This is a genomic window from Pseudomonas palleroniana (genome assembly GCF_003031675.1).
Classification (GTDB): Bacteria; Pseudomonadota; Gammaproteobacteria; order Pseudomonadales; family Pseudomonadaceae; genus Aquipseudomonas; species Aquipseudomonas palleroniana.
On sequence record NZ_PYWX01000039.1, the window covers coordinates 72,512 to 98,858 of the forward strand.

The following is a 26,347-nucleotide window of genomic DNA, read 5'->3' on the forward strand; positions in this document are numbered from 1 at the left end:
TAGGTCAAAAAAAGGGGCACTACACGCGGCCCCCCATCCAAATGCATGTAGTGAGCGGGCTTGCCCGCGCCGCGGTGTGTCAGGCGGCTCAAACTTACCTGATACACCGCCGCGCGGGGCAAGCCCGCTCACTACAAAGGGTCAGAAGCGGAAGGTAAACCCGGCATTGATCCCGTTGTTGTTACCTCGGTTGGACAGCAAACCGCTGTAGCTCAAGGACACCAGCGTATCCGGGGTCAAGGCCATTTCAGCACTGGCCTTGATGACCGCGCCATCGCGGGCCACGGGCACGCTGTTGACTGCAAAGGCCGTGTCGCTGCCGGCGAATTTCAGCGAGGCTTCGCGATCGGTAGCGCCAAACTGATGCTCCCAACCCAACTCGCCGCGCAAGGTCACCGACGACGTCGAGCTGACCGGCAATTGGGTATGCGCGCGCAGGCCCAGTGTGGAGAGCGTGGCGTCCTGGCTTTGTTTGCTGGCGTGCAAGGCTGCGGCGCCGCCTTTCTCCTTGAACGAATCGCTCTGGTAGTTCAGGTAGGTCAGGTTGGCGAAAGGCTCGAACTGGCTCCATTGGGTGTAGCCGATCTCGCCGAACACCTGGTCGGTGCGCGCGTTGTAGTCGGCTTTGTCGTAGTCCGCCTGGTTGGCATAGGCCACACGACGCGAAGCGTCGATACGGTGCCAGGTGCTGGCGCCACCCAGGCGCAGGGCTATCGCATCGAAACGTTTTCCACCGTAGACCGACAGGTGATAGTTGTCGCTGTCTGCCGAAGACGATGCGCCATTGAGATGGCTCTGGGTGTAGCCGGTAGCTGCCCCCACGCGCCAGCCGTCCCCGACCTCGGTGTCCAGGCCCAGCAACACCCCGCTGGTGGATGAGGAATAACCGCTGGCGTTGTTGTCACCGCTGATGTTGTTGCGACCGCCCAGCAACTGTACCCAACCGCCGTTATCGCCGGCCTGGATCTGCGCGCTGGAATCCAGCGACTGGGCCTGTTGCAGCCGGCCATTGACCGCTTCACGCAGGTAACGGCTGTCGGCCATGTGCGCCGCCGCCACATCCGAGTGCAATTGCCCGGACAACTGCTTGAACGCCTCCCGCGCCTGCGGCGCCGAGTCGGAGGCCAGCAGGCTTTCGTACACCGGGCTGCCCGCGCCCAACGCTTCGGCCGCTGTCGCGACCGCACGCTCATTACGGGTTTGCGCGACACTGGCGAACGTCGCCTGGTTACGCGCCACCGTCAGGCTCAGTTGGTTCGGCTGGTAGCTGAGCTCAGTGCCAATAAACAGATAGTTGGGAGTAATCGCCGCAAACCGGCCGTTGATACCTTGGCTGGCGCTGAGGATGTTGAACGGCTGGCCCAGCAGGCTGCGCGCCTCGCTGGCGGACAGCAGGTTTGGGCTATTCTCCAGGGACACCGTCACCACACCGCCATTGAGGGTCGCGACGCCACTGCTCTGGATCTGGTCGCTGCGGCCATTGGGGCCCACTTCAACGGCGTACACCGAGCCTGGATTGAAGGTCACGTCACCCGTGTGCAGCGTGCCGATCGAATGCCCCGGCGCCACGCGGCCACCGCTGTTGAGGGTCAAGGCACCCACGGTGCCGTTGCCGGCCAGCGTGCCACCCAACGTGGTCGTCACACCGTTATCCGCATTGCGCGTGCCCACGGCACTGGCGTCCACCGTCACTGCGGAAGTCAGCGAGCCGTCCACCGACAGCTTGCCTCCACGCACCCAAGTACTGCCCGAGTAAGTGTTCTGGCCTTCCAGTACCAGCTCGCCGTCACCGGACTTGACCAGGCTGCCGACATAGGTCGCGCCGGTGAGCAAATCCTTGCCACGAGCCAGGGTCGCCTGCTCCCGTGCGCTGCCGATCTCGTACGCGAACTGATCATCCGCCGAAGCATTGGCAGGCAGGCCATTGAGCCAGCCTTTTTGCTGTTTGGTCGCGGCCCAGGTCGCTTGTTCGGTGGCATCTTCTACCCGACGTGCGCGAATCGCCTCATCGGAAATCGGGTTAGCCCAGATGTCACGCGTAGCCGTTGGCAATGCCACGGCCACCGCCCCGAGGAACTGCCCCGGCCCTTGCATGGCTTTTTGCAGATTGGGCAGGCCCCAGCCACTGACCACGCCCGGTACTTGCGGCGTGCCCGGCGCCGCATCATGCACCGGTTGCAGGTTGTCGTAGGTGCGGCCACCGGTCAGGGTGCCCACAGGGGTGTCCGGCCCATCCGGCGCTTGCAGGCTGGAGGTGGTGAGCAACACATCCCGGGCCTGGCTGGCGGTCATGTAGGGGAAGCGCTGGAGCACCAGCGCCAGAGCCCCGGAGACGCTCGGCGCAGCGGCGGAAGTGCCGTTGGCGTTGGGGATGATTTCACCTTCAGGCCCGGTGGACGGAATCCCGGAAACACCCATCACGCACCACCATTTCGAGGTGCCGCAACGGTTGTAGACCTGGGCACTGGTCTCGTCGTAACCGGTGATCGAAAGGAATTTGCTTTCGATATCCGGCTTGAAAAATGGCAGGTTGGCGTTGGTGTCCGGGTTGGCGCCGTGGCTGTCGTTGCCCGCCGAAATGATCTGGATAAAGCTGTTTTGCCGGGCAGCATCGGCCATCGCATCCATCCAGGTTTTCTGCCCGGCGTGGGCCTTGTCCCAGAACGGGCGGTAGGCGGCGGTCATGTCGCGCAGGTTGTCGGCCGCGCTGTCGCCGACGTTGCCGAAATGGTTTTCCACGTCATTGCGCGAGTTCTGCCCCCAGCTCTGGTTGACGATCGACACATTCTTGGCGGCCAGGGCGTTGTAGCTGGCCATGAACGCGTTGTAGTCCAGATCGTTGGAGCCCTGGAAACGGTTGTCGTCGGTGCCGCCGGTATTGGCGACAAAAATGTTCGCGTCAAAGGCTATGCCGTGCATACCGGTGCCGTTGCGACTGGCGCCCAGCACACCGGACATTTCCGTGCCGTGCCCGTCGTTGATGGTCGGGTCGTACTCGCCGGAAATACTGAAGTGCTCGCCTTTTTGAAACTCGCCCGCCGGGGTGTCATGGAAATAACGCGGATGCGTGGCGTAGTACTCGCCGGTGGACGTCACCGCCTGCACACGGTCCTGGCCCTGGGCGTTCTTGCCCTGGAATTCGAAGTGTTCGGTGAGAATGCCGGAGTCGAGCACGCCGACATTCACGCCCTTGCCGGTCATGCCCAAGGCATAGGCGAAATACGCGTTGGTGCGATCCAGGCCGGAGTTGACCTGGGCTTCCGGGGTTTTCCAGGTTTGCGCGTTGGCATTCCAGTCACGGGTGACGGCGGCCCAGGACTGGCCGGCGTTGAGCTGCCCGTTGAGGTTGCTGCTGACGCCCGGTTCTACATAGGTGTAGGGCTTGGCGGCGGGCAGGTTGGCAATGATGGCCTTGGAGAAGTCGAGAATGTTGGTGGTGTAGCGACCGCTGTTGCTGAAAAGCCGGCTGCGGTAGTAATCCAGGCGTGAGCTGTAGTCCAGCGGCCGCCGGGTGTCACCGAGCATGGCTCCGATGGTCAGGTTTTCTGGTTGCAGCTCGTAGTTCTGCTTGAGGGCCGAATCGAACTTGGCGGACTGGCCGGCGAAGTCTTTGGCGGCAAGATCGACGATATCGGCGTAGGCAAACCGCAGGTTTTTATACACGTCGGTATTCGGGCCAAACGAGGCAACCGCTTTGCGGAAGGCCGATTCGAGCACCGGGGCGGTGTAAGGGTTGCTGTCATCCGCCCAGGCCGTTGGGCCGTGGCCGAGCCATAAGGCCAAGCCGAGTGCGATGGGTGTGAGGGGTATCGATTGGCGCTTGCGAAAAAATACAGTGGAGCCATTACCTGCTACGTCCATTTTCCTTTCCCTTTGGAGATGTGCGTCGTCAATGAGCGATGTATCGGGCTTTTTGTAATAGGCAGGGTCACGCGGAAAACCCATGGGGTTTTCAAGTGTTCGTCGAATGAATGAGGTGGTTTTCCGACGGGGGTCACGCAGCGTTCTTATTGTTTTTGCAGCGGCAAAAAATGTAACAAAATAATTACAAAGACCACAAGCACCCTGGGCGCATTAACGAAGACAAATGTCGCCCACAACAAAAACCCCGGACTTCGTGAAAAATCCGGGGCGGTTCGTGGCATTTAGCCACCAACTCTCACAGGTGTGTGTGTTTACAGATGCGACTCGGCGTATTCGGCCAGGATCGAACGAGGCACCCCTTGCAGCGCGATGTGCACGCCGTTGGGGAAGTCTTTGAAACGTTCCGTCAGGTAGGTCAGCCCGGAACTGGTCGCGGACAGGTAAGGGGTGTCGATCTGTGCCAGGTTACCCAGGCACACCACTTTGGAACCGGCGCCGGCACGCGTGATGATGGTTTTCATCTGGTGCGGCGTGAGGTTCTGGCATTCATCGATCAGGATCAGGCTTTGCTGGAAGCTGCGACCTCGAATGTAGTTGAGGGATTTGAACTGCAACGGCACTTTGCTGAGGATGTAATCGACGCTGCCATGGGTGTTTTCGTCATCCATGTGCAAAGCTTCGAGGTTATCGGTGATCGCCCCCAGCCACGGCTCCATTTTTTCCGCCTCGGTGCCGGGCAGGAAACCGATTTCCTGGTCCAGGCCCTGCACGCTGCGGGTGGCGATGATGCGGCGATAGCGCTTGGTCACCATGGTCTGTTCGATGGCGGCAGCCAGGGCGAGAATGGTTTTGCCCGAACCTGCGGCGCCCGTCAGGTTGACCAGGTGGATATCCGGGTCGAGCAGCGCATACAACGCCAGGCTCTGGTAGATATCGCGCGGTTTCAGGCCCCAGGCTTCCTGGTGCAACAGGGGTTCCTGATGCAGGTCGAGGATCAGCAGCTTGTCGACCTGGATCTCTTTGATCCAGCCCACGAAGCCCTGTTCGTCGACGATGAACTCATTGATGTGCACGGCCGGCAGGTTGTCGATCAACTGCACCTGGTGCCAGGTGCGGCCATGATCCTGACGGGTTTCGACTTTGCTGACGCGATCCCAGAACGAGCCGGTCATCATGTGATAACCACGCGACAGCATCGATACGTCGTCGACCAGTTGGTCGGTACTGTAGTCCTCGGCAGCGATCCCACACGCTCGTGCCTTGAGGCGCATGTTGATGTCTTTGGTCACCAGCACCACGCGCAGCTCCTTGTCGCGTGCGTGCAAGTCGATCAATTGGTTGATGATTTTGTTGTCGTTCAGGTTCTCCGGCAGCAGGCTGTTGGGCTCGCTGCGCTTGCTCATCAGAATCGACAGCAAGCCCTTGGGCCCGCCTTTGCCACGCTGGATCGGCACGCCGACTTCAACGTCTTCGGGTGAAGCTTCACCCAGGGTCTTGTCGATCAGGCGAATCGCCTGGCGGCACTCGGCGGCCACGCTGTGGTGCCCGCTTTTGAGCTTGTCGAGCTCCTCAAGCACGATCATCGGGATGGCGACGTGGTGTTCTTCGAAGTTAAGCAGTGCGTTTGGATCGTGGATCAATACGTTGGTATCAAGCACGTAAAGGATTGGCTGGTCGGAAGAAGGGTTACGTCCATGATCATCCATACTCGGTCACCTTTGTGGGAGCCATTCGACGCAATACCTGGGCGGTGCTGCGCCTCGATTCGACCACCGACCGCACCTGAGTGACGTCAAGCGCGGTGCCCACCTGAGGAGTCTTGTAAGACGCCACCTGTGCTGCAGGTTTCGGCGATCTGACTTCGTAATACCGCAAAACCCATGACAGGAAAAAGCACTTTGACGCTTTTTTGAAGTTTATTTTTCAGGATGACGAATAACACTAGCCGAGTGCCAGGTACCCCGTTAAAGTCGGAAGTCCGCCTGCATCGATTTGTCGCACAAAATCACCCCGAAAATGCCTCTGCCCCAACCGGGCCGGGCGTTTCGTCTTTTCAACGAAAAGCTTCCCGGCAGTCCTGCCAGCCCAGGCCACTCTGCGCCGTAGATTGCAACAACAGCGGCAACGCCACCCGTGCCTTGTCCTGGGTGTCATGAAACACAATCACCCCTTTGCGCCACAGCAACATCAGCGTCAGCACCCGTTGCGCCGATTCGTCGGCCTTGAGCTGGCCCGGCTCGTCCTGGGAATCGATATCCCACAACGCCACCTGCAGACCTTGCGCTTGGAAGAACCCCTGGCTGTCCGCGCGACGCTGGCCGTAAGGCGGGCGAAACAGCGGCACGTAGTTTTCCGGCATCAGGTTTTGCGTCAGCGACGCACCACGTGTGATGGAGCTTTGCCAGTCCACCCAGTGGCTGTGGGAACGGTATTGCCAACCCTGGGTGCCCACGCACTGGCCGTGGTACAGCGCCTGCACGTCACTGGCCGAACTGCGTTCCACCCGGGTTTGCAGGCTGCCGCCGAGGGCGAAGAAAATGGCGTTCATCTTCTGTTTACGCAAATAGTCAGTGAGCCAGTCGGTATTGCCGTTGAGCGGTGCCGGACCGCCGTCGAAGGTCAGCAGGAACATTCGATCATTGAGCTCATCACCGTTGCGCTCATGGTCACCAAAGCGCGCCACTTCGCTACTGATCTGCGGGAACAGCGCTGCCTTGCGCAGCAGTTCATCGAGGTAACGCTCATGGAATTGATGGCTCGGCCCGGCCCAGCCTATATAGAAGGAGTTTTCACTGACTACGAACTTGCCGGCCTGCTCGCGCAGGTCATCCATGTTTTCCACCAGATAGCAGAACGAGGCGTCCTCTTCACAGCTCTGCTGGGCGAGGGTGTAGTTCTCCAGCAGGCGCTGCCACAGCTGGCGACGCAGGTCGTAGATCGACGCCAGGTTGATGATCTTCAGCCCCAGTCGCTGCTTGAGCGCGCCGTCATCCTGGGCCTCACTGGCCAACAGGCTGTGGGCGAACATCAGGATTTCCGCACGTGAGGCCACATCGAACAGCGCCGGACTGCTGAGTTTTTCCGGCCAGGTGTCACGATCCAGGCTCGCCACATCCACCGGCGCAGCCTGGGTATTGAGGCATAACAGACAAGCCGAGATTAAAAGCGCGATTCGCACACAGGGTCTCCCTCTCCAGAGTCACCGGGCATCATAGCGGATCGCGACTATCGCCATCATAGGTGGAGTCAAAACGCTGCACCCCCTAGAATCGCGGCCACGCTACACGCCACGATTTCAGGAGACGACTTCATGCTGATGGTGATTTCCCCCGCCAAGACTCTCGACTTCGAGACGCCGCCGGTAACCCAGCGCTTCACCCAGCCGCAGTACCTGGATCACTCCCAGGCACTGATCGAACAATTGCGCGAACTGAGCCCGGCGCAAATCAGCGAGTTGATGCACGTCTCCGACAAGATCGGCGGCCTCAATGCGGCGCGCTTCGGCAGCTGGACGCCCGCCTTCACCCCGGCCAATGCCAAGCAGGCACTGCTGGCCTTCAAGGGTGACGTGTACACCGGCCTGAACGCCGAAACCTTCACCGATGCCGATTTCAGCTACGCCCAGGACCACCTGCGCATGCTCTCGGGCCTGTACGGCCTGCTGCGCCCTCTGGACCTGATGATGCCGTACCGCCTGGAAATGGGTACCAAGCTGGCCAACGCCCGTGGCAAGGACCTCTACGCGTTCTGGGGCACACGCATCAGCGAGTGGCTCAATGAAGCCCTGGCCGAACAAGGCGACGATGTGTTGCTCAACCTGGCGTCCAACGAATACTTCTCGGCGGTCAAGCGCACAGCCCTGAACGCACGCATCATCAATACCGAATTCAAGGACCTGAAGAACGGCCAGTACAAGATCATCAGCTTCTACGCCAAGAAGGCCCGGGGCATGATGAGCCGCTTTGTGATCGAAGAACGCATCAACGACCCGGCGCATCTGAAGCAGTTCGAGGTGCAGGGTTATCGCTTCGATGCGCAGCTGTCCAAGCCGGACAATCTGGTGTTCCTGCGGGATCACGCACCGGAATAAGGCGCTCAAAATGTGGGAGGGGGCTTGCTCCCGATAGCGATAGTTCAGTTACCCATTCAGTGACTGACACTCTGCCATCGGGAGCAAGCCCCCTTCCACTTTTGCCTGTATTTCAAATTGAAAACGTCATTTATTTGGCGTCAAAAAATAGATTGACGCATTCCTAACGAATCTTTCACTCGACATTCGTCATTTTTTTTCGTAGTGGCACCGCTTTTTTCAAAAGGTAGTGGCACAAAACTATCCCCGCTTACCAACTCCCTGCAACTACTGGCCGAAGTAGCAAGTGCTATCAATATAGTACTAGTGCCATCTTTTCCAATATTTCAAGAAATTTCATAAAACAGGATGAGCGGCTCGGAACTTCACCTGAACACGCGGCTCATACCACCGGTAACAAAATTCTCTGTTTCTGTAGGAGATGACTTACATCACAACCCAGCAATAACTAAGTTGCCATCACGACTTATATAGCAGGGTTGAATCATCAACTGATTGAGTTGAGGGCGGCGATAAGGATTAGTTGCTATCCCCTATAGGCCAAGGCAGCGTTTGCCTGAAATATGCAAGCCAGAGCCCAGCGGGCAAAGGCGCCAGCCCCTTCCAGCAGGAAGCCTGGCGACATTTCAGAGCACTCCTCAATAACAAGGCCAAGTTAAGCACAACTTGAGTGCACTCGTTAGCCACTCACTACTCAACATGCCTGCACGTGACAAGTCGGCGTTTATTCGCCCAACTTTCGCGGCAATCAGTGACGCTTGCAAACATGAACTCCGGCCATCTAATTGGCGTGATTAACACAAAGAGGTAAATGCGATGCGCATCAGCATATTTGGTCTAGGTTACGTTGGCGCAGTCTGTGCCGGTTGCCTGTCTGCCCGTGGCCACGAAGTGGTCGGTGTAGATATTTCCAAGGAAAAGATCGACCTGATCAACGCGGGCAAATCGCCAATCGTTGAACCGGGTCTGGGCGAACTGTTGAGCCAGGGCATCGCTAACGGTCGCCTGCGCGGCACCACCAACTTCGCCGAAGCCATCCGCGACACCGACCTGTCGATGATCTGCGTCGGCACGCCGAGCAAGAAGAACGGCGACCTGGAACTCAACTACATCGAGTCGGTGTGCCGCGAAATCGGCTTCGTCCTGCGTGACAAGACCACCCGCCACACCATCGTGGTGCGCAGCACTGTGCTTCCGGGCACCGTGGCCAACGTGGTGATCCCGATCCTCGAAGACTGCTCCGGCAAAAAAGCCGGCGTCGACTTCGGTGTCGCGGTCAACCCGGAGTTCCTGCGTGAATCCACCGCCATCGCCGACTACGACCAGCCACCAATGACCGTCATCGGCGAGTTCGACACAGCGTCCGGCGACGTGCTGCAGTCACTGTACGAAGAACTCGACGCACCGATCATCCGCAAGGACATCGCCGTCGCCGAGATGATCAAGTACACCTGCAACGTGTGGCACGCCACCAAAGTCACCTTTGCCAACGAGATCGGCAACATCGCCAAGGCCGTTGGTGTCGATGGCCGTGAAGTGATGGAAGTGGTGTGCCAGGACAAGACCCTCAACCTGTCGCAGTACTACATGCGCCCAGGCTTCGCCTTCGGCGGTTCGTGCCTGCCCAAGGATGTACGCGCCCTGACCTACCGCGCCGGTTCCCTCGACGTGGAAGCGCCGTTGCTCAACTCGCTGATGCGCAGCAATGAATCCCAGGTCCAGAACGCGTTCGACATCGTTTCCAGCCACGACAAGCGCAAAGTCGCGCTGCTGGGCCTGAGCTTCAAGGCCGGCACCGACGACCTGCGTGAAAGCCCATTGGTGGAACTGGCGGAAATGCTGATCGGCAAGGGTTACGACCTGAGCATCTACGACAGCAACGTCGAGTACGCCCGTGTGCACGGCGCCAACAAGGACTACATCGAAGGCAAGATCCCCCATGTGTCGTCCCTGCTCAACTCGGACTTCGATGATGTGATCAACAACTCCGACGTGATCATCCTGGGCAACCGCGACGAGAAGTTCCGCGCCCTGGCGCACGAAGCACCGCACGGCAAGCAAGTGATCGACCTGGTGGGCTTCATGGCCAAGGCGACCAGCGCCGGCGGCCGCACCGAAGGCATTTGCTGGTAACGGCAACGGTAAGTTCCGGCTGCAAGGGTACTTCCCCAGCGCTTGCAGCCGGAGCCTTCTCCACCCTCGGATGACGCTCATGTCCAAGTTAAGACACATTTTGCTCCAATCGGCCGGCTGGTTGTTCTTCCTCAGCCTGCTGATGGGTCTCGCCCTGCTGTTGCCGGCGAGCACGTTCGACTCGCAGTCGAAGAATTTTATTTTCCTGATTGGTGCCGTCGGTATCTGGCGCTACTCGATGGGGGCGACGCATTTCTTTCGCGGCATGCTGTTCCTGTACGTGGTCTACCCGCACCTGCGCCGCAAAGTGCGCAAGCTGGGCAAGGCCGCCGACCCGTCCCATGTGTTCCTGATGGTCACCAGCTTCCGTATCGACGCGTTGACCACCGCCCAGGTGTACAGCTCGGTGATCCGTGAAGCCATTGAATGCGGCTTCCCCACTACGGTGGTCTGCTCGCTGGTGGAAATGTCCGATGAGCTGTTGGTGAAAAGCCTGTGGGAACGCATGAACCCTCCGGACCACGTCAAGCTCGACTTCGTGCGCATCGCCGGCACCGGCAAGCGCGACGGCCTGGCCTTCGGCTTCCGCGCCATCTCCCGGCATATGCCGGATGACCGCGCCGTGGTGGCCGTGATCGACGGCGACACCGTGCTCGCAGAAGGCGTGGTACGCAAGACCGTGCCGTGGTTCCAGCTGTTCGACAATGTCGGCGGCCTGACTACCAACGAGTTCTGCGAAGTACGCGGCGGCTACATCATGAGCGAATGGCACAAGCTGCGGTTCGCCCAGCGGCACATCAACATGTGCTCCATGGCCCTGTCCAAGCGCGTACTGACCATGACCGGGCGCATGTCGGTGTTCCGTGCCACGGTGGTCACCGACCCGGACTTCATCGCCGATGTGGAAAGCGACTCGCTGCAACACTGGCGCCTGGGCCGTTTCAAGTTTTTGACCGGTGATGACAAGTCCAGCTGGTTCAGCCTGATGCGCCTGGGCTACGACACCTTCTACGTGCCGGATGCCGCGATCAACACGGTCGAGCACCCACCGGAAAAAAGCTTCATCAAGGCCAGCCGCAAACTGATGTTCCGCTGGTACGGCAACAACCTGCGCCAGAACTCCCGCGCCCTGGGCCTGGGTGTGCGCCGCCTGGGCGTGTTTACCAGCATCGTGTTGTTCGACCAGCGCGTGTCGATGTGGACGTCCCTGCTCGGCCTGACCGTAGCGTTCATTGCCACCTTCAAATACGGCGGCGCGTTCATCCTCGCGTACCTGCTGTGGATCGGCATCACTCGCCTGATTCTCACGCTGTTGCTGTCGTGCTCCGGCCACAAGATCGGCCCGGCCTACCCGGTGATTCTCTATTACAACCAGATCATGGGGGCGCTGGTGAAGATCTACGTGTTCTTCCGCCTTGATCAACAGTCCTGGACCCGCCAGGACACCAAACTGACCCGCGATTTGGCCAGCTTTCAACGTTGGTTCAACACCTGGTCGTCTCGGACCATGACCTTCTCTGCCGGCAGCATCTTTGTCGCCGTGCTTTTGATGATGGTCTGACCCTGCCAAGCCTGAATTAACTAGGAAATCGAACAGTATGAACAGCCCAGTCAATGCCAATGTTGTCCACGAATCCGAAGCCCAGCGCCAACATGCCCGAGTCAAGATTCCGGCCAAGTTGCGCTTCTTCAACACTGACCGCACACCGACTGAAGCACGGGTGATCGACCTGTCCGCTGGTGGCCTGGCGTTCACCTCCACCCAGCCGCTGACCGTCGGCGCCGTACACAAAGGCCGCCTGCAATTTGTCATCGACAACCTCGGCCTGGCGATGGATGTGGAGCTGCAGATCCGCTCCTACGACCGCCAGAGCGGCCGCGCCGGTTGCCAGTTCCAGAACCTGGAGCCGCAAGACATTTCCACCCTGCGCCACCTGATCACCTCGCACTTGTCCGGTGACATCGTGACCATGGGCGACGTGCTCGCCACCCTGCAACGCGACAACTTCACCAAGGCACGCAAGGTCAAGGACAGCGGCAGCGGCATGACCGCGTTCGGGCGTCTGCGTGCAGTGACGTTCAGCGCGGGGATCTTCCTGGTCGGCCTTGCGGCGTTCGGGTTTATCTTCAAATCGGTGTACGGCATGTACTTCGTCAGCCACGCCCAGGCCGGCCTGGTCAGCGTGCCCGGCATGAACGTGACCATGCCCCGCGACGGCACCGTGCAGAGCTTGCTCAAAGGTGACGCGGTCGCCGCCAAAGGCGCGCCACTGGCGACGTTCAGCACCAGCATGCTCGACGTCCTCAAAGGCCACCTGGACGAAGACCAACTGCAGCCGGCCAAGGTTGAAGAACTGTTCGGCAAGCAAATGACCGGCACCCTCACTTCGCCCTGCGATTGTGTGGTCGCCCAGCAACTGGTTGCCGACGGCCAGTACGCGAGCAAAGGTGACGTGATCTTCCATCTGGTGCCACGCGGCAGCCAGGCCAACGTGGAGGCACGCTTCACCTATCGCCAGTTCGCCGACGTTCGCCCAGGCACTGCGGTGAGCTTCCAGGTGGCCGACGAAGAACAGGTGCGTACCGGCACCATCGTCAGCAGCACCAGCCTGAACAGCGCCGACCTGTCTTCCGACATCCGCGTACAGATCAAGCCAGACGCCCCGCTGGACAGCACCTACGCCGGTCGCCCGGTGGAAGTGACCAGCGACCGCGGCCCCTCCTTGAACTGGCTGATCGATAAAGCCATGGCTCACGGTCTGTAAGCGAGGACATGCCTGTGAACCCAATATCAAAAACAACACGATCCCTGTGGGACCGGGCTTGCCGTGGCGAGGGCGCTTGCTCCCGCTCGACTGCGCAGCAGTCGTCGACTTTTTGGGGGCGCTTCGCCCCTCAGCGCAAGCAAGCTTGCTCGCCACAGCAAGCCCCCTCCCACCTGGGTTCGCTGGCCTTGCTGGCTGTTGCGGTGAGCCTGGCCGGTTGCGCCGGCCTGCCCGACCAGCGTTTGGCCAACGAAGCTTTGAAGCGTGGCGACACCGTCACCGCCCAGCAGAATTACCAGCAACTGGCAGACCTGGGCTACAGCGAGGCCCAGGTAGGCTTGGCCGATATCCAGGTCGGCACACGCGATCCGGCGCAAATCAAACAGGCCGAAGCCACCTACCGTGCGGCGGCGGACACCTCGCCCCGCGCCCAGGCCCGTCTCGGTCGCCTGCTGGTGGCCAAGCCCGGCAGCACCGAAGCCGAACAGCATGAAGCCGAAGGGCTGCTGAAAAAAGCCTTTGCCCATGGCGAAGGCAACACCCTGATCCCGCTGGCGATGCTGTACCTGCAGTACCCGCACAGTTTCCCGAACGTGAATGCCCAGCAGCAGATCAGCCAATGGCAGGCTGCCGGTTACCCCGAAGCCGGTCTGGCCCAAGTGCTGCTGTATCGCACCCAGGACACCTACGACCAGCACCTGGATGATGTGGAACGCATCTGCAAGGCCGCACTGAACACCACCGATATCTGCTACGTCGAGCTGGCCACGGTCTATCAGAAAAAGGCCGAGCCGGAGAAACAAGCCGAGCTGCTCAAACAGATGGAAGCCGGCTACAGCCGTGGCACCGTCACCGCACAACGCGTCGACAGCGTCGCCCGTGTGCTCGGCGACGCCAGCCTCGGCCAGCCGGACGAAAAAACCGCCCAGGCGCTGCTGGAGAAGATCGCCCCCGGCTACCCTGCGTCCTGGGTCAGCCTGGCGCAGTTGCTCTACGACTTCCCTGAACTGGGTGACGTCGACCAGATGATGAAGTACCTGGACAACGGCCGCGCTGCCGACCAGCCGCGTGCCGAATTGTTGCTGGGCAAGCTCTACTACGAAGGCAAGTGGGTACCGGCCGACGCCAAGGCCGCCGAAGCCCACTTCGAAAAAGCCGTGGGCAAGGAAGTCGCCGCCGATTACTACCTCGGCCAGATCTACCGTCGTGGCTACCTGGGCAAGGTCTACTCGCAAAAAGCCCTGGACCACTTGTTGACGGCTGCACGCAACGGCCAGAACAGCGCCGACTTCGCCATTGCCCAGTTGTTCTCCCAAGGCAAGGGCACCAAGCCCGACCCATTGAACGCCTATGTCTTCAGCCAATTGGCCAAGGCCCAGGACACGCCGGAGGCCAACGAGTTGGCCACCCAGCTCGAGGCCCCGCTGACGCCTGCGCAACGCGCCGAAGGCCAACGCCTGGTGCAACAAGAGCTGGCCACCCGCGGCACCCTGGCCCAGAGCACGCTGCAACTGCACGCCCTGCAAGAAGAAGACGGCGAGGAATCCCTATGAAGCTCAATCCATTCGTCAAGGCCGGCATTGGCCTGACCTTCGCCCTGCTCTGGTCGTGCCCGACCCTGGCGGCGCTGACCGAAGCCAAGAACTTCGGCCTGGAAGTGAAAATCACCGGCCAGTCCGAAGACGACCGCGACCTGGGCACCAAGCCCGGCGGTGACGTCAACGGCATCGGCCTCGACCTGCGCCCGTGGGTCTATGGTGAAAGCGGCGCGTGGAGCGCCTATGCCATGGGCCAGGCCGTGACGTCGAGCGACATCATCGAGACCGACACCCTGCAACAGTCCTCCGATGACACCACCGAGCAGTCAAGCAATAACGACCGCAAGACCAAGAAAAACTACCTGGCCCTGCGCGAGTTCTGGGTCGGCTACAGCGGCTTCACGCCCTACCCTGGCGAGATGCTCAAGCTGGGTCGCCAACGCCTGCGCAACGACGACGGCCAATGGCGCGATACCAATATCGAGGCGCTGAACTGGACCTTCGACACCACCTTGCTCAAGGCCAATGTCGGCGCCGCCGAACGCTTCAGCGAATACCGCACCGACCTCAAGGAACTGTCGCCCAAAGACAAGGACCGCCAGCACTTCTACGCCGATGCGTCCTACCAGTGGACACCGGGCCAGTGGATCGGCGTACGCGGTCACCATACCCATGACGATGGCAAGCTCGACTACGCCGAACCCGGCGTGGCTACCGACCCACTGGACAAGCGCGAAAACGGCGACCTGACCTGGCTCGGCCTCGAAGCCAACAGCGACGCCTATAACTGGCGTAACACCAACACCGTCAACTACTGGGCCAGCATCACCGGCATGCAAGGCAACCGCGACACGGTCAACGCGTTGAATGCCGACGGCACACGCCCGGGCAACGCCAAGCGCAGTGATGACGTGAACGGCTGGGCCACCGATATCGGTGTGCGCCTGCGCCTCGACCCGCAGTGGCAAGTCGGTGCAGCTTATTCGCGCGCCAGCGCCGAATACGAGCAGAACGGCCTGCAGAGCAACCGTTCGAACTGGACCGGCACTCAGTCCCGCGTGCACCGCTTCGGCGAGGCGTTCCGGGGTGAGATGAACAACATGCAGTCCATGAGCCTGTTCGGTTCCTGGCAATTGCGCGAGGACTATAACGCCAGCCTGGTCTACCACAAGTTCTGGCGTGTCGACGGCAACAAGCCGGTGGGCAGCAACGGTATCGACGCCGTGCAGAACAACACCGATGACGTGACCGGCGCAATCTTGTCCAGCACTTCCCTGCCCCTTGAAGACGGCAAGAAAGACCTGGGCCAGGAGATGGACCTGGTGGTCACCAAGTACTTCAAGCAGGGCCTGCTGCCGGCCGCGTTGAGCCAGTCGATCGATGAACCATCGGCCCTGGTGCGCTTTCGTGCAGGCGTGTTCAAACCGGGCGACGCTTATGGCAGCCAAGTCGACTCGTACATGCACCGCGCCTTTGTCGACGTGATCTGGCGATTCTGATGGGAGCCTGCGCAATGAATGCTCAAAGCCTACTCGTCGCCGCAATGCTGCTGGCCAGCGCCCCGGCGTTTGCCGATTCGGCGGCCAAGGCGCCGACCATCGCCAAAGGGCTGCAACAGGCCAAGACCTACACCATTTCCAGCCCGCCGACCGCACCGCTGGAAATGGCCAAGCCCGCCTTGCCGGACCTGAGCGGCTACACTGCTGCGGCGCTGGAAAAGAAAGTCGTACGCAGCACGCCCGGCAAGATCAGCATCCGTCGCATGATGCAGGAAGACGCGCTCAAGGATTTCATCGGCGGTGACAACAAGATGGCCGAATGGGTGGTGCGTCAGCACGGCATTCCCCAGGCGATCTTCGTCGATGACGGCTACATGAACCTCAAGGACTTGCTCGGCAAAGTACCCAAGCAGTACTTCAGCGAGACCTCGCCGGGTGTGTTCCTGGCCAAGCTGCCGATCGTGGTCGGGCGTAAAGGCATCCTCGAAATCGACCGCAAAACCCAGGAGCTGCGCCTGTCCCAACAAGCCGGTGCGTTCCTGATCAACGACGGGCAGCTGTTCGTGCGTGATACCAAAATTACCGGTTGGAATGAAAAGACCAACGGCCCGGCACTGTTCCAGTCACCCAAGGAGTTCCGTCCGTTCCTGCTGGCCTGGGGCGGTACCGAGACCTACGTGGCCAACAGCAAGATGGCCAGTTTCGGCTACGCCAACAGCAAGTCGTACGGGGTGAGTATTTCCCAGTACACCCCGAACATGGCCAAGGTACTCAAGCGCCCGGAACCGACCGGCTGGATCATCGATTCCGAGTTCTCGGACATGTGGTACGGCTTCTACTGCTATGAAACCACGGGTTTTGTCATCAAGGGCAATACCTACAAGGACAACATCGTCTACGGCATCGACCCCCACGACCGCTCCCATGGCCTGATCATCGCCGACAACACCGTGCACGGCACGAAGAAGAAGCACGGCATCATCATTTCCCGTGAGGTCAATGACAGCTTCATCTTCAACAACCGCAGCTACGACAACAAGCTCTCGGGCCTGGTGATCGACCGTAACAGCGTGAACAACCTGATCGTCGACAACGAGATCTACCGCAACCACACCGACGGCATCACCCTCTATGAGAGCGGCGACAACCTGTTGTGGGGCAACAAGGTGATCAGCAACCGTCGTCACGGCATTCGCGTGCGCAACAGCGTGAACATCAAGCTCTACGAGAACACGGCCATGGCCAACGGCCTGACCGGCGTGTACGGCCACATCAAGGATCTGACCGACACCGACCGTGACATCGCCCTCGACCCGTTCGACGCCAAGGTCTCGCTGATCGTGGTCGGCGGTGAACTGGCAGGCAACGCCAGCGGGCCGCTGTCCATCGACTCGCCGCTGAGCGTCGAGCTGTATCGCGTGTCGATGCTGGCACCGACCAAGTCCAGCGGCATCAGCTTCAACGGCGTGCTGGGCGATCGCCAGGAAGAAATTCTCGACCTGCTGGTACGCCAGCAGAAAGCCGTGCTGATCGACCCTGTCGAACGCCAGACCGAAATGCAGGATTGAGGATGACCCTTATGCACCCACACATGATCAAACTGCTGAGCCTTTCGGGTCTGACCCTCGGCCTGCTCGCGGCCAGCCAGGGCGTACGCGCCGACGAATTGAAGGCCCCGACCTTCACCGCCGAACCCTGCTGCAGCCTGTGCCCGGCCGCGCATGACGCGAAGAACTACACCACGCGCTACCAGCAGAACTTCACCACCCTGGTGCAAGCCCAGGGCGATTGGCTGTTCCGTACCCAGGAAGATTTGCGCACCGAATTCGACACCACCCCGGCCGGTTACAAGCGCATGCAACAGCTGCACGATGCGTTCAAGGCCAAGGGCGTGGAGCTGGTATTGGTCTACCAGCCGACCCGTGGCCTGGTAAACCGCAACAAGCTCAACCCCGAAGAAAAAGCCAAGTTCGATTTCGACAAGGCGTTGGGCAACTACAAGAGCATGCTCGGCCGTTTCGCCAAGATGGGCTTTGTAGTGCCGGACCTGTCGCCGTTGACCAATGAGCAACTGCCCGATGAATTGCCGGCCCACGACTTCTACTTCCGCGGCGACCAGCACTGGACCCCGTACGGCGCCCAGCGCACCGCGAAAATAGTCGCCGCCAAAGTGCGTGCGATGCCTGAGTTCGCGGATATTCCCAAGCGTGAATTCGAAACCAAACGCTCCGGACGCATGGGCAAGACCGGCACCCTGCACAACATGGCCGGGCAACTGTGCGGCACCAGCTATGCAATCCAGTACATGGACCAGTTCACCACCGAGCCCAAGGGCGAAGCGGGCGACGGCGATTTGTTCGGTGACTCGGGCAACCCGCAGATCACCCTGGTGGGCACCAGCCACAGTGGCAAGAACTACAACTTCGCCGGCTTCCTGGAACAGGAAATCGGTGCCGACATCCTCAACGTCGCCTTCCCCGGCGGCGGCCTGGAAGGCTCGATGATCCAGTACCTGGGCAGCGATGAATTCCAGAAGAGCCCACCGAAGATCCTGATCTGGGAATTCTCGCCGCTGTATCGCCTGGACCAGGAAACCATCTACCGCCAGATGATGGCGCTGCTCGACAACGGCTGTGAAGGCAAGACCGCGCAGATGAGCACCAGCACCACGCTCAAACCCGGCAAGAACGAACTGCTGGTCAACAGCGCGAACAAGGACCTGCGTAACAGCAGCCATCAGGTGGATATCCGCTTCGCCGATCCGTCGGTGAAAACCTTGCACGCCACCCTCTGGTACATGAACGGGCGCCACGAGGACATCAAGATCGAGAAACCCGAAACATCCGATACAGACGGGCGTTTCGCCTTTGAACTGCGCACCGATGAAGACTGGGCCTCGCAGAACTTGCTGGCCGTGGAAGTGCAGGGGCCGGAAGCGGGAGCTGCCGCGCAAAAGGTCGAAGCGAAAATTTGCACACGCAACGTATTCCCAAGCGGTGGTCAGCAGACCGCCCAACTCGGGAAGTGAGGTGACTTATGCAAAAACTTTGGATTCCCTCGTTGCTCGGCCTGGCGATCTTCGCCGGTTCCGTCAACGCCGCCGCCCCGCTACGTCCGCCCCAGGGCTATTTCGCACCGATTGAAGCGTTCAAGACCGGCGACTTCAAGGAAAACTGCGACACCATGCCGACGCCCTACACCGGGCCGCTGCAATTTCGCAGCAAGTACGAAGGCTCGGACAAGGCTCGCGCCACGCTGAACCTGAAGTCCGAACAGGCCTTTCGCGACAGCACCGCCGATATCACCAAGTTGGAAAAAGACACCAGCAAGCGCGTGATGCAGTTCATGCGTGACGGCCGCCCGGAACAGCTCGAGTGCACGTTGAACTGGCTGGTGTCGTGGGCCAAGGCCGATGCGTTGATGTCCAAGGACTTCAACCACACCGGCAAATCCATGCGCAAATGGGCATTGGGCAGCATGGCCTCGGCCTATGTGCGCCTGAAGTTCTCCGACTCTCACCCGCTGGCCAACCATCAGCAGGAATCGCAACTGATCGAAGCGTGGTTCAACAAGCTGGCCGATCAAGTCGTCAGCGACTGGGACAACCTGCCGCTGGAAAAAACCAACAACCACTCCTACTGGGCCGCCTGGTCGGTGATGGCCACGTCCATCGCCACCAACCGCCGCGACCTGTTTGATTGGGCGGTGAAGGAATACAAGGTCGGCGTGAACCAGGTCGACGACCAGGGCTTTTTGCCCAACGAATTGAAGCGTCAGCAGCGGGCCCTGTCGTACCACAACTACGCCCTGCCGCCGCTGTCGATGATCGCCAGTTTTGCCTTGGTCAATGGCGTGGACTTGCGCCAGGAAAACAACAGCGCGCTCAAGCGCCTGGGCGACAAAGTACTGGCCGGCGTGAAAGACCCGCAGATCTTCGAACAGAAGAACGGCAAAGAGCAGGACATGAAGGACTTGAAGCAGGACATGAAATTCGCCTGGCTCGAACCCTTCTGCACCCTCTACACCTGCGCCCCGGATGTACTCGAGCGCAAGCACGGGATGCAGCCCTTCAAGACTTTCCGCCTGGGCGGCGACCTGACCAAGGTCTACGACCCGACGCATGAAAAAGGCAACAAAGGCAGTTAGCGGCTGATCGTTCCCACGCTCCGCGTGGGAACGCAGCCAGGGACGCTCCGCGTCCCAAAAGCGGACGCAGAGCGTCCAGTGAGGCGTTCCCACGCAGAGCGTGGGGACGATCACACCGCCCTCCCCGTCTTTTCGTGGGGGGTTTGGGGGGGCTCTGGCCCTTGACTGTTGGTTAAACATGGAGAGATCGGGATGGTTTTCTCGTCCAATGTGTTCCTGTTTCTGTTCTTGCCGATCTTTCTCGGCTTGTACTACTTGAGCGGGCAACGCTATCGCAACCTGCTGCTGCTGATTGCCAGCTACGTGTTCTACGCCTGGTGGCGAGTGGACTTCCTGGCGCTGTTCGCCGCCGTCACCCTGTGGAACTACTGGATCGGCCTCAAGGTCGGCGCCGCCGGTGTACGCACCCGGCCGGCACAGCGTTGGCTGCTGCTCGGCGTGGCCGTCGACCTGTGCATCCTCGGCTACTTCAAGTACGCCAACTTCGGCGTCGACAGCATCAATGTGATGATGAAGTCGATGGGCCTGGAGCCGTTCATCCTCACTCACGTGCTGTTGCCGATCGGTATCTCGTTCTACATCTTCGAGTCCATCAGCTACATCATCGACGTGTACCGCGGCGACACCCCAGCCACGCGTAACCTCATCGACTTTGCCGCGTTCGTGGCGATCTTCCCGCACCTGATCGCCGGCCCGGTCCTGCGTTTTCGCGACCTGGCCGACCAGTTCAACAACCGCACCCACACCCTCGATAAATTCTCCGAGGGCTGCACCCGGTTCATGCAGGGTTTTATCAAGAAGGTGTTCATTGCCGACACCTTGGCGGTGGTGGCCGATCATTGCTTCGCCCTGCAAACCCCCACCACCGGCGACGCCTGGCTCGGCGCGCTGGCCTACACCGCGCAGCTGTACTTCGACTTTTCCGGCTACAGCGACATGGCTATCGGCCTGGGCTTGATGATGGGTTTTCGCTTCATGGAAAACTTCAAGCAGCCGTACATCAGCCAATCGATCACCGAGTTCTGGCGACGTTGGCACATCAGCCTGTCCACCTGGTTGCGCGATTACCTGTACATCACCCTGGGCGGTAACCGCAAAGGCACACTGACCACCTACCGCAACCTGTTCCTGACCATGCTGCTCGGCGGCCTGTGGCACGGTGCGAACATCACCTACATCGTGTGGGGCGCATGGCACGGCATGTGGCTGGCGATTGAAAAAGCCATCGGCCTCAACACCGCACCCCGCAGTTTCAACGTCATCCGTTGGGCCTTCACCTTCCTCCTGGTGGTGATGGGCTGGGTGATCTTCCGCGCTGAAAACCTGCACGTCGCCGGGCGTATGTACGGCGCGATGTTCAGCTTCAACGAGTGGTCGCTGTCGGAACTTAACCGCGCCAGCCTCACCGGCCTGCAAGTGGCAACCCTGGTGGTGGCGTACGCCACGCTGGCGTTCTTCGGCCTGCGCGACTTCTACGCCAACCGCCCCGCCGAGAAAACCCGCCCGGCCGACCCGAGCCTGATCAAGGCGGTGCCGGGCGACAACCCAGGCAGCATCCACCAGCCCGGCTTCACCGTCGGCCGGGATGCCGCGGTGCAACCGGCCTACTGGACGGCTGACTGGCCACGCTACGCCATGCGCGCGGTGGTGCTGCTGCTGTTCGTGGCGTCGATTCTCAAACTGTCGGCGCAGAGTTTCTCGCCGTTCCTTTACTTCCAATTCTGAGGGAGCCGACCATGACCCGCTCATTGCGCATCCTCTACATCAGCCTGTTCCTGGCGTTGCTGCTGGCCCTTGGCGCCTGGTCGCTGCGCAGTTTCTTCGGTTTCAGCACCAACGCCGACGCGACCGTACTCAACGGTCGCTGGACCAAGGCCGTCGAGACCCACTACGACGACGAATTCCCGATCAAGCGCCTGGGCACCAACCTCTGGGCCGCGCTGGACTACAAGCTGTTCAACGAAGGTCGCAAGGGCGTAGTGCTCGGTCGCGATCACTGGTTGTACAGCGACGAGGAGTTCAACCCCAGCGCCAACGAAGACCAGAACCTGCAAGACAATTACGCACTGGTCGAAGGCGTGCGCCAGAAGCTCAAGGCCCAGGGCATTCAACTGGTGATGGCGATCGTGCCGGCCAAGGTGCGCCTGTACCCGGAACACCTGGGTGAGGTGAAACCTGCGAGCATCCACGCCAATCTGTACCAGGACTTCCACGCCCACGTGGCCGCCGACAAGATCATCGCCCCCGACCTGCTGGGCCCGCTGCAACAGGCCAAGCTCGGCGGCAAGCAAGTGTTCCTGCGTACCGACACCCACTGGACACCGGACGGCGCCGAAGTCGCGGCCAAACAGCTGGCCAAGGTGATTGCCGACAAGACCCCGCTCAGCGGCGAACCCCAGCGCTTCGTCACCGAAGCCGAAAAGACCGAGCCGCATAAAGGCGACCTGCGTCTGTTCCTGCCGCTGGACCCGTTGTTCGAAAACCTGATGCCGCCCAAAGAGCCGCTGCAAAAACGCGTCACTCATCTGGCTGAAAACAAAGGTGACGATGCGTTATTCAGCGACAGCGAAACCCCAGTGGCCCTGGTCGGCACCAGCTACAGCGCCAACCCCAACTGGAACTTCGTCGGCGCGCTCAAGCAAGCCTTGCACAGCGACGTGATCAGCTACGCCGAAGACGGCCACGGCCCGATCCTGCCGATGCTCAGCTACCTGAAAAGCGACGACTTCAAGAACAGTCCGCCGCAAGTGCTGATCTGGGAGTTCCCCGAACGATATCTGCCCGTCAACAACGAAATCGGCGATGCCGACCCGCAGTGGGTTGCGCAGCTTAAACAAGCCGGTTCGCGCCAACAAAACATGGCACTCAACACCGTTAAAACCCAGAAATCCGAGATGCCCGACCGGGCGCAAAACTGAAAGAGAGGTAACTCACATGACTTTCACTACTACTCCTCGTCGTCTCGCCAAGACCCTGGCCCTGGCTGCCGGTATGAGCATCGTCTCGATGTCCGCCTTTGCCGGTGGAGACGCGGCGCTTTACGGCCCGACCGCGCCAAAAGGCTCGAGCTTCGTACGTATCTACAACGCGTCCAACCAAGAGGTCAGCGCCACCGTCGGCGCGACCAACCTGAGCGATGTCGCACCACTTTCCAGCAGCGACTTCAGCTTCATGCCCGGCGGTGACTACAGCGCCAAGGTCGGCAGCCAGACCGTGCCGGTCAAACTCGCCCCGGACCACTACTACACCTTGGTCAACAGCAGTAGCGGCCAGCCGCAATTGATCGAAGAACCACCGTTCAAGAACAAGCAGAAATCCCTGGTACGCGTGCAGAACCTCAGCGACAAGGCCCTGACCCTGAAAACCGCCGACGGCAAGACCGACGTGGTCCAGTCGGTGGCCGCCAAAGGCCGTGGCGAGCGTGAGATCAACCCGGTGAAAGTCAGCCTGGCGTTGTATGACGGAGACAAGAAAGTCGGCGATGTGAAGCCGGTTGCGTTGGAACGTGGTGAAGCGGCGGTGCTGTATGTCACCGGCTCGGGTTCGAGCCTGTCGCCAGTCTGGGTCAAGCGCCCGGTGTCGACCCGCTGATTAGCTTTTCAATTTGACGATTCCCTGTGGGAGCAAGCCCCCTCCCACAGGCTCTGCCCCATATCGATTCAAGGAGAAACACCCATGATCCCAGTAATTCTCTCCGGTGGTAGCGGCTCACGTCTTTGGCCGCTTTCGCGTAAACAGTTCCCCAAGCAATTCCTGGCCCTGACCGGCGAACACACGCTGTTCCAGCAAACCCTGGAGCGCCTGGTGTTCGAAGGCATGGACACCCCCATCGTGGTCTGCAACAAAGAGCACCGCTTCATCGTCAATGAGCAACTCAACGCCCGCAACCTGGAAAGCCAGCGCATCCTGATGGAGCCGTTCGGGCGCAATACCGCACCGGCCGTGGCCTTGACTGCGATGATGCTGGTCAATGAAGGCCGCGACGAACTGATGCTGGTGCTGCCGGCCGACCACGTCATCGATGACCAGAAAGCCCTGCAACGCGCCCTGGCCCTGGCGACCGTGGCCGCCGAACGGGGCGAGATGGTGCTGTTCGGTGTACCGGCGACCCGCCCGGAAACCGGCTACGGCTATATCAAGTCCACCAACGACTCGCTGCTGCCTGAGGGCGTGAGCCGCGTGCAACAGTTCGTGGAAAAACCCGATGAAAAACGTGCCGTAGAGTTCGTCAAAAGCGGCGGTTACTTCTGGAACAGCGGCATGTTCCTGTTCCGCGCCAGCCGTTTCCTCGAAGAGCTGAAAAAGCACGACCCGGACATCTACGACACCTGCGTGCTGACCCTCGAGCGCAGTGAGCAGGATGCCGACACCGTGACGTTCGACGAAGCCACCTTCGCCTGCTGCCCGGACAATTCCATCGACTACGCCGTGATGGAAAAAACCCAACGCGCCTGCGTCGTGCCGCTGAGCGCCGGCTGGAGCGACGTGGGTTGCTGGGCCTCGCTGTGGGCGGTCAACGATAAAGACGCCAACGGTAACGTGAGCAAAGGCGACGTGGTGATCCAGGACAGCCGCAACTGCATGGTGCATGGCAACGGCAAACTGGTGTCGGTGATCGGCCTCGATAACATTGTGGTGGTGGAAACCAAGGACGCGATGATGATTGCCCACAAGGACAAGGTCCAGGGCGTCAAGCAGATGGTCAACACCCTCAATGAGCAAGGCCGCAGCGAAACCCAGAACCACTGCGAAGTCTATCGTCCGTGGGGCTCCTACGACTCGGTGGACATGGGCGGACGCTTCCAGGTCAAGCACATCTCGGTGAAGCCGGGCGCCTGCCTGTCGCTGCAAATGCACCACCACCGCGCCGAGCACTGGATCGTGGTCAGCGGCACCGCTGAAGTCACCTGTGACGAGAACGTGTTCCTGCTTTGCGAGAACCAGTCCACCTACATCCCAATTGCCTCGGTGCACCGCCTGCGCAACCCGGGCAAGATCCCGCTGGAAATCATCGAAGTGCAGTCGGGCAGCTACCTGGGCGAGGACGATATCGAGCGGTTCGAAGATATCTACGGACGCTCGACGCCGGTTGAACGAGGTGTTTCGGTGAAAACTATCGCGCAGTAAAACAGTCGTACAAGAAGCCCTCGCCCAGCCGACTGCGTCCCCTATCCGCAGCCGGTTGGGCGGGGGCTTTTTCTTTGGGGCCTTCAGTGCCCCCATCGGGAGCAAGCTGAACTGGCCTAATGATTTTGGACACTTCAATCGGGCGCTATGATAGCGCCCAAATCTGAGGTGTTTGGATATGCGTAAATCTTATTCGAGTGAGTTCAAGCTCAAGGCTGCCAGCATGGTGCTGGATGAAGGTCAGCCGGTTACCGAAGTCTGTGCCAGCCTGGATATCGGCCCCACAGCCCTGCGCCGTTGGGTTGATCAAGTGCAAAAAGAGCGCTTGGGCTCGACTCCGGTGGGGGCCAAGGCGATTACCGCTGATCAACGAGAAATCCAGAGGCTCAAAGCTCTGCTCAGAGAGAAAGACCTGGATATCGAAATCCTAAAAAAGGCCAGTGCTCTCCTGCTTTTGGACGCCAAAGATCATTCACGCTGATCGATGAGCTGGACGAGCAGTACGGCGTTAAAAAGTGTTGCCGGGTGTTTGGGGTCAACCGCAGTAGCTTTTACGCCTGGCGCCAGCGCCAAGGCAGAGCAAATCCTGAACGGGACAAGCTCAAAGCCGCGCTGGTCAGGCACCACAAGGCGTCCAGAGAGTCGGCCGGCGCACGTACTTTGTCCAAGGAGCTACAAGCCAAAGGGCATCGTATCGGGCGTTATATGGCTCGCAGTTTGATGCGCGAAGCTGGCATCGCTAGTCGTCAGCGCCGGCGCCATAAGTACAAATCGCCGGGTGTGGAGGCCTTGGTGGCGCCGCACGTGCTCAAGCGAAAATTTGATGTGACGGCGGTTAATCAAGTGTGGTGTGGCGACGTGACATACATCAAGGTCGGCAAGCGATGGATGTACTTCGCCGCCGTTCTGGATCTGTACGCTCGCAGGATCGTAGGCTGGTCGTTCTCGATGATTTCTGATGCCAACCTGACCTGCGAAGCGCTACGCATGGCGGTTGAGCTGCGCGGCCATCCCCAGGATGTGTTGTTTCATTCTGATCAAGGTTGCCAGTACACCAGCCATAAATTCCGAAACGCGCTTGTGAAACATGGGTTTAGGCAAAGTATGAGCCGTAAAGGCGAGTGCTGGGACAATGCCCCGATGGAGCGTTTCTTTGGTAGTTTGAAGTCCGAGTGGGTGCCTGAA

General features: G+C 60.2%; 18 protein-coding genes. 15 read left to right on the plus strand and 3 right to left on the minus strand.

The features are described 5' to 3' along the window. Positions 1–141 precede the first annotated feature (141 nt). The 3 genes from C9383_RS14095 to C9383_RS14105 form a co-directional block, all read right to left on the minus strand. Complete coding sequence (locus tag C9383_RS14095; protein WP_090366641.1) at positions 142–3,861, minus strand: autotransporter domain-containing protein; 3,720 nt, start codon at positions 3,859–3,861, stop codon at positions 142–144. A 314-nt stretch (positions 3,862–4,175) separates the two neighbouring features. Then, a complete protein-coding gene (locus C9383_RS14100) occupies positions 4,176–5,570 on the minus strand; it encodes a PhoH family protein (RefSeq protein ID WP_060753866.1) in 1,395 nt (464 codons plus the stop codon). A gap of 347 nt (positions 5,571–5,917) precedes the next feature. After that, positions 5,918–7,042: a polysaccharide deacetylase family protein gene (locus tag C9383_RS14105; protein ID WP_090366643.1), complete on the minus strand. Its 1,125-nt coding sequence runs from the start codon at positions 7,040–7,042 to the stop codon at positions 5,918–5,920. Between the two features lie 132 nt (positions 7,043–7,174). On the opposite strand from C9383_RS14105, the gene yaaA reads away from it, so the two are divergent. The 15 genes from yaaA to C9383_RS14180 form a co-directional block, all read left to right on the plus strand. Further along, on the plus strand, positions 7,175–7,954 hold the full coding sequence (gene yaaA / locus C9383_RS14110) for a peroxide stress protein YaaA (protein WP_090366645.1): 780 nt from the start codon (positions 7,175–7,177) through the stop codon (positions 7,952–7,954). A gap of 816 nt (positions 7,955–8,770) precedes the next feature. Beyond that, complete coding sequence (locus C9383_RS14115) at positions 8,771–10,087, plus strand: nucleotide sugar dehydrogenase (protein WP_060753869.1); 1,317 nt, start codon at positions 8,771–8,773, stop codon at positions 10,085–10,087. A 79-nt stretch (positions 10,088–10,166) separates the two neighbouring features. Continuing rightward, positions 10,167–11,648, plus strand: coding sequence for a mannuronan synthase (gene alg8 / locus C9383_RS14120; protein WP_161548234.1), 1,482 nt, complete (start codon positions 10,167–10,169; stop codon positions 11,646–11,648). A 37-nt stretch (positions 11,649–11,685) separates the two neighbouring features. Then, positions 11,686–12,852, plus strand: coding sequence for an alginate biosynthesis protein Alg44 (locus C9383_RS14130; protein WP_060753871.1), 1,167 nt, complete (start codon positions 11,686–11,688; stop codon positions 12,850–12,852). An 8-nt stretch (positions 12,853–12,860) separates the two neighbouring features. Then, positions 12,861–14,405 (plus strand): alginate biosynthesis TPR repeat lipoprotein AlgK, encoded by a 1,545-nt coding sequence (gene algK / locus C9383_RS14135; protein WP_235863188.1) that lies wholly within the window; start codon positions 12,861–12,863, stop codon positions 14,403–14,405. Next, positions 14,402–15,889 carry an alginate export family protein gene (locus C9383_RS14140; protein WP_090366647.1) on the plus strand — a complete coding sequence of 496 codons (1,488 nt, stop codon included), beginning with the start codon at positions 14,402–14,404 and terminating at the stop codon, positions 15,887–15,889. The genes algK and C9383_RS14140 overlap by 4 nt, the downstream gene beginning before the upstream one ends. Beyond that, positions 15,889–17,457 carry a mannuronan 5-epimerase AlgG gene (algG, locus tag C9383_RS14145; protein ID WP_090366649.1) on the plus strand — a complete coding sequence of 523 codons (1,569 nt, stop codon included), beginning with the start codon at positions 15,889–15,891 and terminating at the stop codon, positions 17,455–17,457. Before C9383_RS14140 ends, algG begins: the two co-directional genes overlap by 1 nt. Before the next feature lie 11 nt (positions 17,458–17,468). Continuing rightward, positions 17,469–18,917 carry an alginate O-acetyltransferase gene (locus C9383_RS14150; RefSeq protein WP_060753932.1) on the plus strand — a complete coding sequence of 483 codons (1,449 nt, stop codon included), beginning with the start codon at positions 17,469–17,471 and terminating at the stop codon, positions 18,915–18,917. 8 nt (positions 18,918–18,925) lie between these two features. Further along, positions 18,926–20,035, plus strand: a complete 1,110-nt coding sequence (locus C9383_RS14155) for a mannuronate-specific alginate lyase (protein WP_060753874.1) — start codon at positions 18,926–18,928, stop codon at positions 20,033–20,035. Between the two features lie 192 nt (positions 20,036–20,227). Continuing rightward, complete coding sequence (locus tag C9383_RS14160) at positions 20,228–21,760, plus strand: MBOAT family O-acyltransferase (protein ID WP_090366651.1); 1,533 nt, start codon at positions 20,228–20,230, stop codon at positions 21,758–21,760. Positions 21,761–21,771: 11 nt separating this feature from the next. Further along, positions 21,772–22,953: an alginate O-acetyltransferase gene (locus tag C9383_RS14165; RefSeq protein WP_090366653.1), complete on the plus strand. Its 1,182-nt coding sequence runs from the start codon at positions 21,772–21,774 to the stop codon at positions 22,951–22,953. A gap of 16 nt (positions 22,954–22,969) precedes the next feature. After that, complete coding sequence (locus tag C9383_RS14170; RefSeq protein WP_060753877.1) at positions 22,970–23,626, plus strand: alginate O-acetyltransferase AlgF; 657 nt, start codon at positions 22,970–22,972, stop codon at positions 23,624–23,626. A gap of 84 nt (positions 23,627–23,710) precedes the next feature. Continuing rightward, positions 23,711–25,162, plus strand: coding sequence for a mannose-1-phosphate guanylyltransferase/mannose-6-phosphate isomerase (locus C9383_RS14175; protein ID WP_060753878.1), 1,452 nt, complete (start codon positions 23,711–23,713; stop codon positions 25,160–25,162). 178 nt (positions 25,163–25,340) lie between these two features. After that, entirely contained in the window at positions 25,341–25,643 is a 303-nt protein-coding gene (locus C9383_RS28405; RefSeq protein ID WP_014717988.1) for a transposase, read from the plus strand. Positions 25,644–25,651: 8 nt separating this feature from the next. Continuing rightward, the coding region (locus C9383_RS14180; protein WP_249031087.1) for an IS3 family transposase at positions 25,652–26,347 on the plus strand (696 nt) is incomplete at its 3' end.